This window comes from Flavobacterium inviolabile, from assembly GCF_013389455.1.
Taxonomy (GTDB): Bacteria; Bacteroidota; Bacteroidia; order Flavobacteriales; family Flavobacteriaceae; genus Flavobacterium; species Flavobacterium inviolabile.
Map to the genome: position 1 here is coordinate 2,181,167 of NZ_CP058278.1, position 15,658 is coordinate 2,196,824.

General features: G+C 39.9%; 11 protein-coding genes and 1 tRNA gene. 2 read left to right on the top strand and 10 right to left on the bottom strand.

Annotated features, from left to right (window positions below; translation table 11 throughout):
* Positions 1–22: 22 nt before the first annotated feature.
* The 7 genes from HW120_RS09775 to HW120_RS09805 form a co-directional block, all read right to left on the bottom strand.
* Positions 23–547 (bottom strand): superoxide dismutase family protein, encoded by a 525-nt coding sequence (locus tag HW120_RS09775; protein WP_177733646.1) that lies wholly within the window; start codon positions 545–547, stop codon positions 23–25.
* Positions 548–675: 128 nt separating this feature from the next.
* Positions 676–2,466 carry an acyl-CoA dehydrogenase family protein gene (locus HW120_RS09780; RefSeq protein ID WP_177733648.1) on the bottom strand — a complete coding sequence of 597 codons (1,791 nt, stop codon included), beginning with the start codon at positions 2,464–2,466 and terminating at the stop codon, positions 676–678.
* 46 nt (positions 2,467–2,512) lie between these two features.
* A complete protein-coding gene (locus HW120_RS09785) occupies positions 2,513–2,866 on the bottom strand; it encodes a four helix bundle protein (protein ID WP_177733650.1) in 354 nt (117 codons plus the stop codon).
* Positions 2,867–2,906: 40 nt separating this feature from the next.
* Positions 2,907–4,088: an acetyl-CoA C-acyltransferase gene (locus tag HW120_RS09790; RefSeq protein ID WP_177733652.1), complete on the bottom strand. Its 1,182-nt coding sequence runs from the start codon at positions 4,086–4,088 to the stop codon at positions 2,907–2,909.
* Between the two features lie 83 nt (positions 4,089–4,171).
* Positions 4,172–6,562 (bottom strand): 3-hydroxyacyl-CoA dehydrogenase/enoyl-CoA hydratase family protein, encoded by a 2,391-nt coding sequence (locus tag HW120_RS09795; RefSeq protein WP_177733653.1) that lies wholly within the window; start codon positions 6,560–6,562, stop codon positions 4,172–4,174.
* Positions 6,563–6,640: 78 nt separating this feature from the next.
* The gene (locus tag HW120_RS09800) at positions 6,641–7,093 is read right to left on the bottom strand and encodes a MarR family winged helix-turn-helix transcriptional regulator (RefSeq protein WP_177733656.1); all 453 of its coding nucleotides are present in this window, start codon (positions 7,091–7,093) and stop codon (positions 6,641–6,643) included.
* 115 nt (positions 7,094–7,208) lie between these two features.
* A complete protein-coding gene (locus HW120_RS09805; protein ID WP_177733658.1) occupies positions 7,209–8,987 on the bottom strand; it encodes an AMP-dependent synthetase/ligase in 1,779 nt (592 codons plus the stop codon).
* A gap of 132 nt (positions 8,988–9,119) precedes the next feature.
* Here HW120_RS09805 and HW120_RS09810 point away from each other — a divergent pair, with 132 nt between their 5' ends.
* Positions 9,120–11,042: an LTA synthase family protein gene (locus tag HW120_RS09810; protein ID WP_177733660.1), complete on the top strand. Its 1,923-nt coding sequence runs from the start codon at positions 9,120–9,122 to the stop codon at positions 11,040–11,042.
* 310 nt (positions 11,043–11,352) lie between these two features.
* Positions 11,353–12,627 (top strand): sensor histidine kinase, encoded by a 1,275-nt coding sequence (locus HW120_RS09815; protein WP_177733662.1) that lies wholly within the window; start codon positions 11,353–11,355, stop codon positions 12,625–12,627.
* Between the two features lie 115 nt (positions 12,628–12,742).
* Here HW120_RS09815 and HW120_RS09820 read toward each other — a convergent pair.
* The 3 genes from HW120_RS09820 to HW120_RS09830 all read right to left on the bottom strand — a co-directional run bounded on the left by HW120_RS09820 (position 12,743) and on the right by HW120_RS09830 (position 15,650).
* Positions 12,743–12,824, bottom strand: a tRNA-Tyr gene (locus HW120_RS09820).
* Between the two features lie 161 nt (positions 12,825–12,985).
* Positions 12,986–14,104: a TlpA disulfide reductase family protein gene (locus HW120_RS09825; RefSeq protein WP_177733664.1), complete on the bottom strand. Its 1,119-nt coding sequence runs from the start codon at positions 14,102–14,104 to the stop codon at positions 12,986–12,988.
* 130 nt (positions 14,105–14,234) lie between these two features.
* Positions 14,235–15,650 (bottom strand): MBL fold metallo-hydrolase, encoded by a 1,416-nt coding sequence (locus HW120_RS09830; RefSeq protein ID WP_177733666.1) that lies wholly within the window; start codon positions 15,648–15,650, stop codon positions 14,235–14,237.
* Positions 15,651–15,658: the final 8 nt, after the last annotated feature.

The following is a 15,658-nucleotide window of genomic DNA, read 5'->3' on the forward strand; positions in this document are numbered from 1 at the left end:
GTTTTAAGAATATTATTGAAACTTATCGGATGATTGCAGAACAGGCAACACGTCCGCCGGCATTTCCTGTTGGCTGTGTTACAAAATCGTCTGAACCTTCATGTACGATGATGGCTTTTCCAAGAACATCTTTTGCAGGATCGCCGCAGCCAATACACCATTCGTTTGTGGACATGATGATTTTTCCGTTACCGTTACGGTCTGCCGGGAAGTTTCCAATGTCGCCTTTATGGTATTCTGCAGAGCCCCATTTGCCGTGTTTTTTAAAAGTTGGATTCCAGTGTCCGCCGGCAGAAGTAGCATCGGCAGAAGAGCAATCTGCTTTTTCATGAATGTGAATGGCATGAATACCCGGTTTTAGTCCTGCAATATTCGCTGTAAAGGTAACTACGCCGTCTTTTTCGCTAAAGGTAACCGTGCCGCTGGTTTTAGTATTGCTTTTGGCCTCCAGGTTTATTTTCAGCTCGTTTGCTTTTGATGCTGTTTTGGTTTTACAGCCGGAAAACAACAGTGCCAGTCCGAAAGAAAGGAATATGATTTTTTTCATGATATTTTGTTTTTATCAAATTTACGGAAATTAAAGGGGCCATGTAAGATAAATAATTAAAAAAACCGCTTTACAAAATGCAAAGCGGCTTTTTTCAAACAAACTAAACCAAAATAATTATTGCGTTATTAATAACAGTAATGGTTCTCTTTTATTAATTTATCCGCAATAATTTCTCTCAATGCCACTACATTAGGCACATTTACATATTTTGTAAAACGACGTAATCCCATTAACATCATGCGTTGTTCGTCGCCTTCGGCAAAAGAAGCAATTCCTTCTTTTCCTTTCAGCGTGATAGTGTCTACCGCATGGTATAAATACAATTGCGCCATTGCGATTTGCTCTTTAACGTTTTCAGCACCATTGGCTTTAGCCGATTTTTCGGTTCTCAGGATCGCACTTTCCGCTACATAGATTTCGATTAACATATCGGCAGCAGCCATTAATAATTGCTGGTGTTTGTCTAAATCCGGTCCGTATTTCTGAACCGCACTACCGGCAACCATTAAGAATGCTTTTTTCAATTTGCCGATGATCTCTTTTTCTTCGGCAAACAATTCGGAATAATCCGGTGTGTCGAAAGATGGGATTCCCATTAATTCTTCGGCTACTTTCATGGCAGGTCCTAAAAGGTCAACATGTCCTTTCATTGCTTTTTTAATCAGCATTCCCACAGAAAGCATACGGTTGATCTCGTTGGTTCCTTCATAAATCCGGGCAATTCGGGCATCTCTCCAGGCACTTTCCATAGGGGTGTCTTCTGAGAAGCCCATTCCACCAAAAATCTGGATTCCTTCGTCCGAACAGTTTTGCATGTCTTCCGAAACGGCCACTTTAAGGATGGAACATTCAATAGCGAATTCTTCCACACCTTTTAATTCGGCTTCCTGATGCGAGGCGCCTTCTGCAATACGGGCATTAATTCTGTCTTCTATGCTTTTTGCAGCACGGTAAGAAGCGCTTTCCCCTGCATAGCAGGAAGTTGCCATTTCTGCCAGTTTGGAACGGATAGCACCGAAATTGGCAATTGGTGTATTAAACTGAATTCTTTCGTTGGCATATTTTACAGCTCCGGAGATCGTTCTGCGTTGTGCATCCAAACAGGCAGCCGCCAGTTTGATACGGCCTACGTTCAGGGCATTCATCGCGATTTTAAATCCTTCACCACGGCCAGCCAGCATATTTTCTACCGGAACTACCGTATCATTAAAAAATACCTGACGGGTAGAAGAGGAGCGAATACCTAATTTGTGTTCTTCTTCTCCTAACGTAATACCGTTACCCGGAACATTTTCTACAATAAATCCGGTGATGTTTTTATCATCTTCAATACGGGCAAAAACGATGAATACGCTGCAGAATCCTGCATTGGAAATCCACATTTTCTGACCGGTAATTTTATAGCTTTTACCGTCTTCCGATAAAACAGCTTTGGTTTTTCCGGAATTAGCATCCGATCCGGCTCCCGGCTCTGTCAGACAGTAAGCACCAAACCATTCTCCGCTGGCTAATTTCGGAACGTATTTTTTCTTTTGTTCTTCCGTACCGTATAATGTAATCGGCATGGTTCCGATCCCGGTATGGGCACCAAATGCGGTAGAGAAAGATCCGGTAGCTCCGGAAATATAGTCACAAACCAGCATGGTCGATACAAATCCCATTTCCAGTCCGCCGTAAGCCTCCGGAACAGCAACCCCTAAAAGTCCCAGTTCACCGGCTTTTCTCATGCATTCTTCTGTGAAGGCATAATCTTTTTTCTCAAAACGGTCTTTGTTAGGCCATAATTCTTTATCAACAAACTCTTTTACTGAGTCACGCATCATTAACTGCTCTTCTGAGAAATCCTCAGGAGTGAAGATGTCTTCACTTTTTGTTTCTTTTACAAGGAATTGACCTCCTCTTGTTATGTTTTCCATTTTTAATTGATTTTTTGATAAAAGATGAAAGAGTAAAGAAGCAGGACTAACGGCCTAACTTGTTTATGAATCCCGAAGTCATCTTTTGAAATTCGATAATTTTATTTTCTATTGTTATAGCTGATTCCTCAGAAATATATTGGTTTTGAAGCGCGATTAATAACTGCGTCTGTAATTCATAGGACGAGCCTAAACTAATGTCCAGAAAATGTTGAAAATGTTTACTTCCCCGACTTGACCCTTCTGCTATATTTGATGGCATAGAAACAGAACATCTATTCATTTGACTTATGAGACCATATACTTCAGTTTTTGGAAAGGTTTTGCATGCCTTATGAATATCGGCGGCAATTTCCATGGCTAAAGTCCATATTTTTAAATTTTTAAAGTTATGTCTCATAACTCTTTTTTCTTTCTTCTTTCTTCTCTCTCCTCAAATACTAAAGCAATTCATATATTCCGGCTGCGCCCTGACCGGTTCCAACACACATGGTAACCATACCGTATTTGTTTCCGCGGCGTTTCATTTCATCAAAAAGCTGAACCGATAGTTTTGCTCCCGTACATCCCAGCGGGTGGCCTAAAGCAATGGCACCACCATTTACATTGATGATATCCGGGTTAAGGTCTAATTCGCGAATAACTGCCAAACTTTGTGCTGCAAAGGCTTCGTTTAATTCGATTAATTCAATATCAGACTGTTTTAAACCGGCTTGTTTCAGGGCTTTCGGAATGGCTTTAACCGGACCGATACCCATAATTCTTGGTTCCACACCGGCAGCAGCATAGTTTACTAATCTTGCGATGGGCTCCAGGTTTAATTCCTTTACCATTTCTTCAGACATTACCAGAACAAATGCGGCACCGTCGCTCATCTGGGAAGAGTTACCGGCTGTAACGCTACCGTCAGCAGCAAAAACAGGTTTTAATTTCCCTAAAGCTTCTTTTGAAGTATCGGCTCTTGGTCCTTCGTCTTTATTGACAACATAGGATTTTGCAGCCTTTTTGCCTTTTTCATCAATATATACCTGTTCTACAGTGATCGGAACGATTTGTTGGTCAAATTTTCCGTCAATCTGAGCTTTTAATGCTTTTTGATGGGAATTATAAGAGAACTCATCCTGGTCTTCACGGGAAACGTTGAATTGTTTTGCAACGGCTTCCGCTGTTAGTCCCATTCCCCAGTAATAATCTTCATGACCGGCTGCTGCAATTTTATAATCCGGTGTAGGTTTGTAACCACCCATCGGGATATAACTCATGCTCTCTGCGCCACCGGCAATAATACAGTCGGCCATTCCGGCCTGGATTTTTGCGGTTGCCATACCAATGGTTTCAATTCCGGATGCGCAATAACGGTTTACAGTTACACCGGGAACATCTTCGATCTTTAATCCCATCAAGGAAATCAGACGTCCTACGTTTAATCCCTGTTCTGCTTCCGGCATGGCATTTCCTACCATAACGTCGTCAATACGGGTTTTGTCGAAGTCCGGCAGTTCCTTCATCATGTATTCTATGGTTTCGGCAGCTAACTCGTCCGGTCTTTTAAATCGGAACACTCCTTTTGGTGCTTTACCAACGGCTGTTCTGTATGCTTTTACTATATAGGCTGTTTTCATTGTTTTTGTTTTAGATGAATGAAGTAAGTGAAAAGATAAAGGAACGGGCCGATTTCTTTTTGCTGACTTCTAATTCCTTTTGTCTAATTTCTAAGTGGTTTTCCTTTCGTTAACATAAACTGGATACGTTCCAGTGTTTTTCTTTCTGCACATAGTGATAGGAAAGCTTCTCTTTCTAAATCCAACAGGTATTGTTCGCTTACTAATGTCGGTTCCGATAAATCTCCTCCGGCCATTACGTAAGCCAGTTTGTTTGCAATTTTCTTATCGTGCTCGGAGATATAGTGTCCGGCTTCCATACTGTCGGTTCCTACTAAGAACATTCCCAGGGCTTGTTTGCCCAGTACTTTGATGTCTTTTCGTTTTACCGGTTGGGTATAACCGGCTTCGGCCAATAATAAAGCGTGTTTTTTAGCTTCGGCCAACTGACGGTCTTTGTTGACTACTACGACATCTTTTCCTTTCTGAAGAATTCCGAAGTCGAAAGCCTCATAAGCGGAAGTCGCTACTTTTGCCATACCGATGTTCAGGAAGTACTCCTGAAGTACGTTTAGTTCCACATCATTTTTGCGGAAAGTATCGGAAGCTCGTAAAGCCATTTCTTTAGAACCACCGCCGCCAGGGATAACCCCGACACCAAATTCTACTAATCCGATATAGGTTTCGGCAGCAGCAACCACTTTATCGGCATGCATGCTCATTTCGCATCCGCCGCCCAAAGTCATTCCGTGCGGAGCCACTACTACCGGAATTCCGGAGTAACGCACGCGCATCATAGTATCCTGAAAGGCTTTGATAGCCATATTCAGTTCGTCATATTCCTGTTCTACCGCCATCATGAAGATCATGGCTAAATTAGCGCCTACAGAGAAATTAGGAGCCTGGTTGCCAATAACCAATCCGGAGTATTCTTTTTCGGCCAGGTCAATAGCTTTATTGATTCCCTGGATAACACCACCGCCAATGGAGTTCATTTTGGACTGGAATTCCACATTGATAATTCCGTCTCCCAAATCCTGAATGATGGATTCGCTGTTACTCCATATTTTTTTGCTTTCGCGGATGTTGTTTAAGATGATAAAGGCATCCTGTCCCGGTACTTTGGTTTGGGATCTGGAAGCAATATTGTAATAATGTGTTGTGCCTTCTTTTACCGTGTAGAAACTTTTGTTTCCGGAAGCAAGCATATCATTTACCCAGGCCGCCGGCGTTAATCCTTCGGCTTTTAGTAATTCGATACCTTTTTCAACGCCTACGGCATCCCAGATTTCGAAAGGACCGTTATCCCATCCGAAACCGGCTTTCATGGCATCGTCTATTTTATATAAATCGTCTGAAATTTCAGGGATTCTGTTGGATACATAGGCAAACATGGCGGCAAAGCTTTTTCGGTAAAATTCACCGGCTTTATCGGTTCCTTTTACCAGTACTTTAAACCGGTCAATGGGTTTGTCTATTGTTTTGGTTAATTCTAAAGTTGCGAAAGAAGCTTTTTTAGCGGCTCTGTATTCTAAAGTATCCAGGTCTAAAGACAGGATGTCTTTGTCTACTTTTTTATAGAAACCCTGTCCCGTTTTACTTCCCAGCCAGTTGTTGGTCATCATGGTATTGATGAAATCCGGAAGTTTGAATAAGTCATGTGCTTCGTCATTCGGACAGTTTTCATACAAACCGTTGGCTACGTGAACCAGGGTGTCCAGACCAACCACATCGACGGTACGGAAAGTAGCCGATTTTGGTCGTCCGATTACTGGTCCGGTTAGTTTGTCTACTTCTTCTATTGTTAATCCCATTTCCTTTACCAGGTGGAAAAGGCTCATAATTCCGAAAATTCCGATACGGTTTCCGATAAATGCAGGGGTGTCTTTGGCTACTACGGATGTTTTTCCTAAGAATTTTTCACCGTAGTTATTTAAAAAGTCCAGTACTTCCGTTGTTGTTTGCGGACCAGGAATGATTTCGAATAATTTTAAGTAACGTGCCGGATTAAAGAAGTGGGTGCCGCAGAAGTGTTTCTGGAAATCTTCACTGCGTCCTTCACTCATGAATTTAATTGGAATACCGGAAGTGTTTGAAGTAATTAAAGTACCCGGTTTTCTGAAGTTTTCAATTTGTTCGAATACTTTTTGTTTGATGTCCAAACGTTCTACTACAACTTCAATGATCCAGTCGACATCTTTGATTTTGGATAGATCATCTTCCATATTTCCGGTCGTAATACGGCTGGCGAATTTCTGATCGTAAATAGGAGAGGGCTTTGATTTTAAAGAGTTGGCTAAATGTTCGTTTACAATTCTGTTGCGAACAATTTTACTCTCTAATGTTAATCCTTTTTTTTGTTCAGCGTCGGTTAGTTCTCTCGGAACGATATCGAGAAGCAATACTTCTACACCGATATTGGCAAAATGGCAGGCAATTCCAGAACCCATGATACCCGATCCAATAACCGCTACTTTTTTGATTAGTCGTTTCATTTGTGTTTTCAATTTTCTTTGTTTGCCTGACTGCCTGCCGGTAACTATATTACGGGCAGGCAGTCAATTATTGTACTATTAATTAGAATCCTCCTCTGTATTGAAGATGGTTTTATCCATAATCAATTCATTAATGATCTCAGCGACTTCCATAAAATGGTTTAGTTTTTCATCGCTGATGTGCTGCTTTACAGTTTCATTGAATTTCAATACGGTTACTTTAGACAGTTCTCGTTTTTCTTTACCCAATTTGGTCAGGTGAATCAATACACCGCGTCCGTCTACCGGATTTTTTTTTCGGATAATCAGCCCTTTGTCTTCCATGGATTTTAAAGTCCTGGTCAGACTTGTTGCTTCCATTCCCATTTTCGGGCCTAAGGCTGTTGATGGTGTTCCGTTTTCCCTGTCGATACTTAACAAAGCAAAACCTGTAGCCATAGTGGCGCCATATTTTGTAGCTTCTTCGTTGTACATTCTTGCAACAGCTTGCCAGGTTGCACGTAAAACATAATCTATAGTTTTGTCCTTCATTTTTCTTCTGTGATTTCAAATATACAAAAAAATACTATGCATGCATAATATTAGAAAATTAATTTTAAGTTAAATAAAAAAAAACTCCCCAGCGAGGAGGAGTCTATTCATTTTTTTAAGAGTTATTGTAGATTTTATCATAAAGATTTTGGTATTTCTCCTTTATGATCTTTCTTTTGAGCTTCAGTGTCGGGGTTAATTCGCCTCCGTCAATTGACCAGACATTTGCGGTAAGTTCAAATTTTTTGATTTGTTCCCAGTGTCCGAACTTTTTATTGATGGCGTCAACTTCTTCTTTAATACGTTCAATAACATGTTCGTTGCTAACGATGGCTTCGTTGGTAGTACCTATAGTAAGGTGTTTGCGTGCTGCCCAGTCTTTCAGGAAGTCAAAGCTTGGCTGTATAAACGCGGCCGGCATTTTTTCGCCATCGCCGATAACCATGATCTGTTCGATGAAGCGGGATTGTTTCATCGTGTTTTCAATGATTTGAGGGGCAATGTATTTTCCACCGGAAGTTTTGAACATTTCTTTTTTACGGTCGGTGATTTTCAGGAAGCCTTCGCTATCGATTTCTCCGATATCGCCGGTATGGAAAAAGCCATCCTGTAATGCTTCGGCAGTTTTCTCTTCATCTTTATAGTAGCCCATCATGATGCTTGGTCCTTTACAAAGGATTTCACCATCTTCGGCGATTTTTACTTCCAGGTTGTCTAAAACTTTTCCAACGGTACCAATTTTAAAACCGCGGTTACGCTGATCGTTAACGGCAATTACCGGTGAGGTTTCCGTTAAACCGTAACCTTCCATAATAGGGATACCGGCTGCGGCAAAAACACGGGTTAAACGCGACTGTAACGCAGCACTACCGGACACCATCAGTTCCAGCTGTCCGCCAAGTCCTTCCTGCCATTTGCTGAAAATCAGTTTTCGGGCAATGGCCAGTTTTTGTTCGTACCACCATCCGTTTTCGCCGTATGGTTTGTAGTGCAGGCCTAAGTCGATTGCCCAGAAGAATAGTTTTTTCTTGATTCCGGTTAAATCGGCTCCTTTGGCATATATTTTATCGTAAACTTTTTCTAAAAGACGCGGAACGGCAGTCATGACATGCGGTTTTACTTCTTTCAGGTTGTCGCTCATTTTGTCGATGCTTTCGGCAAAATATACCGAGATACCATAATATTGGTATAGGTACAATATCATGCGTTCGAAGATATGGCAGATCGGCAGGAAGCTTAATCCTCTTGTGCTGCCGGCTCTTAACGGTACTCTTACGGAGCTTGCCAGTACATTGGAAACAATGTTCTGGTGGCTTAACATTACTCCTTTTGGTCTTCCGGTGGTTCCGGAAGTATATATTAAAGTAGCCAGATCGGTCGTAACAATACTGTTTTTGCGGTCTTCTACCTGCTGCTGATTGCTTTCGTCGGCTCCTAAGTCCAGTACTTCCTGCCAGTTTTTACAACCGTCAATCTGGTCAAAGGAATATACTTCTTTTAATGAAGGTACTCTGCTGCGGATGGCATTGATTTTTTTAAAAACTTCTATATCGGAAATAAAGCAGTAAATCGCTTCGGAATGGTTTAGGATGAATTCATAATCGTCTTCCGAGATAGTAGGGTAGATCGGAACGTTTTGGGCTCCGGTTTGCAATACACCTATATCGGTAATATTCCATTCGGTTCTGTTGTTTGAAGAAATGACAGCAATTTTATCATTTTTCTGAATGTCCATTCGTAATAACGCTCGGGAAATGGCATTGGCCTTATCAAGATATTCTTTAGTAGATGTTTTTACCCATTGACCATTGTATTTTGTTACCAATGCGTCAGACAGGTTGTATTTCTCTAACTGGTAATATGGAAAGTCAAATAAGCGTGTAACGTTAGTCATGTCCTGTTTTTTTTGTTACTGCAAATTATAAAAAAAACTCAAACCAAAAAATTTAAAAGCAATAATTATAAAAGTGGTGTTGGTAATTTTGTAATTTTGATTCCTTTATAATTTTGACTTTTATAGGATTTTATGAACACAAATTATCGTATTCAGGAATATAAGGCGTTATTCTACAGATTATTTTTAGCCTATCTTTTCTATTTCATTGCCAGACTGCTGTTCTTTACATACAATTACAAGCTGCTGAAGGTGGATTCTGTTTCCGACTTTTTAGCGCTGGCATATCACGGTATGGTGTTTGACACTGCCGCGATTTTGTATCTGAATGCGTTGTTTGTGGTGCTTTCCATACTTCCGTTATGGATAACCACTAAACAAGGATACCAGAAATTCCTGTTTTATGTGTATTTTGTCTTTAACCTGATTGGTTATGCGACCAATTTTATAGACTTTATCTACTACCGGTTTACGTATGCCCGGACAACAATCGCTTTTATGGATATTATTAAAAACGAATCCAATAAAGGCAATATGTTTTCCCGCTTTATTGTGAGCTACTGGCACGTTTACCTGTTGTTTTTTATTTGTGCCTTTTTATGGGTTTACCTGTACAAAAAGGTAAAGGTAGTGGAGGTGAAGCATGAAAATAAACCGAAATATTTCCTTTCCTCTTTGCTGGGGCTTGTTGTTATTGCGGTAATGGCCGTTGGCGGGATCCGCGGCGATTTTAAAAAGAGTACACGTCCTATTAATATCGTGGATGCAAACCGTTATGTAACCAAGCCGGAACATGCCGATATTGTTTTGAATACGCCTTTTGCGATTATCAGAACGATGCGTACCACGAGCTTTAAGAAAGTGAATTTTGTATCGCAGGATGTTGTGAATACCGAAATTGAACCGATTAAGCTGTATCGTAACCATCCGAAGACAAAACCGAATATTGTTATTTTTATTACGGAAAGTTACGGCAGGGAATATATAGGGGCTTTTAATAAGGATAAAAACATACCGGGTTATGTGAGCTATACGCCGTTTATCGATTCGTTGTCGCAGCACAGTTTGATTTTTACCAATGCTTTTGCTAACGGTAGTAAGTCTATTCACGGAATGTCGTCGGTACTGGCAGGTATTCCTTCTTTCCAGGATGCTTTTACTTCTTCGCCATACCCGAAACAGAAAATACAGTCGCTGGTTTCCACTTTAAAAGAAGAAGGTTATGATACGTCGTTTTTCCACGGTGCTCCTAACGGTTCGATGGGATTCTTAGGTTTTGGTAATATATTGGGATTTGATCATTATTACGGTAAGACGGAATACAATAATGATGCGGATTTTGATGGATCCTGGGGAATATGGGATGAGCCGTTCTTCCAGTTTATGAAACAGACTTTCGACAAGAAGAAACAGCCTTTTATGGGAACGATCTTTACCGTTTCGTCCCATGAGCCGTTTGTGGTTCCGGAAAAATATAAAGGGAAGTTTCCAAAAGGGACAATACAGATGCACGAATGCGTAGGGTACACGGACTATGCGTTTAAAAAGTTTTTTGAAGCAGCTAAAAAAGAGCCCTGGTTTAATAATACCATTTTTGTGATTACGGCAGACCACTGTAACCAGGTGGGCTATGACGAATACAATAAGGTTGTGAATCGTTCGGCAGTACCGATATTGATTTACAAGCCGGATGGCAGTCTGACCGGTGTTAATAAAGAATTGGCGCAGCAAATCGATATTTATCCTACTTTACTGGATATGATTGGGTATGACAAACCGTTTAGAAGCTGGGGAAGAAGCCTGCTGGATGAAAAATCGATCAAGCCTTTTGTAATGAACTATAACGGCACGCAATACCAGTTTCAGCGCGGAAATTATATCTGCCTGTTTGACGGTAAGAAAGCGACCGGATTTTATGATATAAACGACAGAGGTTTGGAGAAAAACCTGATCGGGAACAGAAATAAAGAGATGGATGCTATTGAGGTGGCCTGTAAAGCGTTTTTACAGGATTACTATGAGCGTATCATCGACAAGAAGCTTTATGCAAAATAAAGCGGTTTAAAAGGCTTTATATTCAAGAATAGAAAATCTCCGGTTATTGCCGGAGATTTTTTGTTTTACAGCGGCTTATTTTAAGCCGGATAGAAAAGATCGTTTACTGTTAGTGTTTTGTAATTTGGTCCGTTGTTTTGTACATAGGGGATATCCGTATTGATTCCACTGTGAATTTGTATATTTGCGACCGGTTTTTAATATACGAAACGCTATAATGTTCCAATTTTTACCTTTAGATCCAAAAACGGTTTTCCTACTTTATTTTTGGGGAAACTTGTTTGTTTGTATTCTAATTTTTAGTTATTCGTTGTCGTATGCTACTATTGAGAATAGAAAAAAATTAAAAACCTTTGGCTATGGTAAAATATTACTGACAATAGGGTGGGTATTCATTTTTTTAAGAAACATCGTTCCGGATTTCATCTCTATCAATATTGCCAATACAATCATTCTTTTGGGAGGTTGTTATGAAACGATTGCGATAATGTCCTTAACCAAAGCAAAATTTAAGAGGCGTTATCATTTTCAGGTTGGGATAACAATTGCAGCCCTGCTGGTTTTTAACATTGCTACGTTTTTAGAGAGTTCGATTAATACCCGTATTGTAATAATGTCTTTAGGGATATTTGCGATTTATTTACCGCCAACTATCAGCTATTTTACAGAAAAAGCCAATAATTTATTCCGGATTTTTTACCTGCTGTGTTATGTTGCATTTGAAATTTTAATCTTTTTACGGGCTGTTTATAGCTATATAAGCCCGCAAAAATATTTTTTCCGATACAGTACTTTTGATAGTTTGTACAGCATTGGTTTATTCCTGCTCACGCTTATCGGTACAGTCGGGTTTTTATTACTGGTAAAAGAGAAACAGGACCTTAAAATACAGAAACTTCTAAAAGATAAAAACTTATTCTTTTCCATAATTGCCCATGATCTGAAAGGGCCGTTGGGATCCTCACTGGTACTGTCGGAAATCATGGCGCAGGAAATTGAAGATTATACCCGGGAAGAAATTAAGCAGATCACCGGAATGCTTCATGAGTCGAACAAAAATATCTATAAGTTGCTTGAAAACCTGTTGGACTGGTCCAGGGTGCAAACCGGGATGATCCAATACAATCCTCAAAAAGTGATATTAAATAGCCTGATCGAAGACAACGTAGCGCTCAATAAAAATACGGCATTACATAAAAACATCGATCTTAGGTTTGAAGCGACAGAAACGATTATGGTTGAGTTGGATAAGGATATGATCGATACTGTTTTGCGAAACCTGCTGACAAATGCTATTAAATTTACAGACCAGCAAGGTGAAATTATAGTAACGATGCAAAAGATAAATCAAAAAGTTGAGGTGTCTATTACCGATAACGGCATTGGAATTCCGGATAGCATAAAAGAAAAGTTGTTTAAAATTAATGAAAAAGTCATCCAGAAAGGGACCGAAAATGAAATCGGGAACGGATTGGGCTTATTGCTTTGCAGTGAATTTATAAAAAGGCATCAGGGCGAAATCTGGGCCGAAAGCAAGCATGGGGAAGGAAGTACTTTTAAGTTTGTATTACCGTTGAAAGGCTAAAGCAGAAGTTTAATCTTGGACTACTGTTTAATTTTTGTTGCGCCGTTTTGGGATTGCTTTTGGAAGTAATTTTCAGGCATAAAAAAAAGTCCTGATTTTCATCAGAACTTTTTTGTGGGGAGAGCAGGATTCGAACCTGCGAAGACATAGTCAGCAGATTTACAGTCTGCCCTCGTTGGCCGCTTGAGTATCTCCCCGTTGGCTATTCAAGTGTTCTCCTTGATTATTTCGAGTGCAAATATAGGACTGTTTTTTTACTATGCAAACTTATTTCTAATATAATTTCTCACTTTTTTTTAAAGCATTGTTTCTTAGAGAAATAAAAAAATCTCCCGGAGGAGATTTTTTGGAGTGTGTCTTATTTTGTGCCTAAAAGCGCTAAAACTTTCGCTTTTAATTCGGCTCCTTTAAGGTCTTTTGCTACAATTTTTCCGCTGGCATCCAGGATAAATGTTTGCGGGATTGCTTTTACATTATATTGTTCTGCGATTGGATCCTGCCAGAATTTCAAATTCGAAACCTGTGTCCATGCTAATTTGTCTTTTGCAATAGCTTCTTTCCATTTTGCTGCATCCTGGTCTAATGATACTCCAATGATGTTTAATCCTTTTGCGTGTAGCTCATTGTATAATGCTACTACATTAGGGTTTTCAGCACGACAAGGACCGCACCATGAAGCCCAGAAATCGATGATGGTTACTTTTCCTAATGATTCTTTTAGGGAAACGGTTTTTCCTTCCGGATTTGGAGCAGAAAAGTCCGGTGCCATTTTTCCTACTTCAACAGCACTTTGTTTTGCAAGGAAATTTTTAACGGTATCCCCGTGCTGGTTGTTTTTCGCATCAGCGGTTAACAATTTGTAGTATTTCTCAATTTTATCAACCGGTAAAGACTGGAATTTTACAAAGTTTTCCAATAGCATTACTGATAAAAAGGAATCCGGATGTTTCTGAATAAAATCTTCCGATTTTTGATTCATCTGATCCTGGTATACCATGAATTGTTTTCTAAGGGAATTTATAGTAACCGTATCGTTCGTTTGCTGCGCTGTAGCCATTCTTTGATTGTTAGCAATCTGGAATGTCTGCATTTTTTTATAAATTACTTTTGATTCGTCGTTATATTTTTGGAACTGATCGTTTGTAACCGTTCCGGAAACTCTTGAATTACGAACAGAATCTTTTACAAATTCAACTTTAATTTTTCCATTTTCAAGTACAAAAGGGATCATATCGCCAATGTCCTGAATTCTTAAAAAGCAAAATTCCGGATGCTCGGATTTTCCTTTAAATTCGAATTTTCCATCTTTAACCTTTACAGTATCTTTAGATACAGGGCCTAAATCGCTTTGTGTGGCAATGATAACCATTTTGTCATTTTCTACACCTTTAGCTTCTCCAATAATGGTAAAACCATCATCTTTTTTACATGAAGCAAAAAATGCAGCAATTGATAGTACTAAAAAAAATTTCTTCATCTTTATTTTTAATTTGTTATGCTTACAAATGTATTTAAAAACTCCCTATAAGGGGAAGTAAAATATATTATTTTTAACAGTATGAAATGAAAAACCCCAAAATCTGAAGCTTCAAATTTTGGGGTTTCGGTTAGTTTAGTGTCGAAGGACAGACGAATTTCGTCAGCGGAACATTACTTTGTCTTATTCCGGATATTCCTTTTTCGACGTTTATCATATTGTGATATCCTCTTGCTTTCAGTATGGAAGCCATGATTACAGAACGGTAACCGCCGGCACAATGCAGGTAAAAATCAGCATTTTTAGGAACTTCGGCTAGTTGATCGTTTACAAAATCCAAAGGGATATTAATGGCACCTTCCACATGTTCGGCACTGAATTCTCCCGGTTTTCGGGCATCAATTACAGCCAGTCCGGACGTGTCCTTGTCTGCTGCAAACTGTTCCGGTGTGATGGAAATAATGGTATCTACTTCAAAACCGGCTGTTTTCCAGGTTTCGATACCACCTTCCAGGTACCCCAGACAGTTGTCGAAACCTACGCGGGAAAGACGGGTAATTGTTTCTTTTTCTTTTCCTTCCGGCGCTACCAGAAGTATCGGTTGTTTAACATCCATTATTAAAGCGCCCACCCATGGTGCGAAGTTTCCCTGTAAACCGATGAATATAGACCCCGGTATGTGCTCTTTTATAAATTCATTTTCATGGCGAACATCTAAAATTAAAGCTTCAGACTGACCGGCAGCGGCTTTAAATGCAGCGGCATTCATTGGTGTGTTGGCTTTATTCATAACTGTTTCCAGGCTGTCATATCCCTGAATATTCATTAAAACATTCTGAGGGAAATAGGCCGGTGGTGCACCCAATCCGTCTAATAATTCTGCCGTGAACTCTTCTTTTGTCATGTTGGCCCGTAAAGCATAGTTCACTTTTTTCTGATTGCCCAAAGTGTCTGTTGTTTCTTTGCTCATGTTTTTACCGCAGGCACTTCCGGCACCGTGGTTTGGATAGACAATTAAATCGTCTGCCAATGGCATTATTTTATTGCGCAACGAGTCAAACAGCATTCCGGCTAATTTTTCCTGAGTTAAATCGCTAACCAGTTTTTGTGCTAAATCCGGGCGGCCTACATCGCCTATGAACAACGTATCGCCGGTAATGATACCGTGTTGTTTACCATTTTCATCCGTTAATAAATAACAGGTACTTTCAAGCGTGTGTCCCGGCGTATGAATCGCCTTAACGGTATAGTTGCCAATTTTAAATTCCTGATTGTCTTCGGCAATTATAGCTTCAAAATTTGGATTGGCTGTAGGTCCGTAAACGATTTTAGCGCCGGTTTTTTGTGCCAGATCCAAATGTCCGGAAACAAAATCGGCATGAAAATGCGTTTCAAAAATGTATTTAATGGAAGCGTTATCCTTAGTGGCTTTATCAATATAAGGTTGTACTTCACGTAGCGGATCAAAAATAGCGGCCTCACCATTACTTTCCAGATAGTATGCTGCATGAGCGATACATCCTGTATAAATCTGTTCTATTTTCATAATTGCAT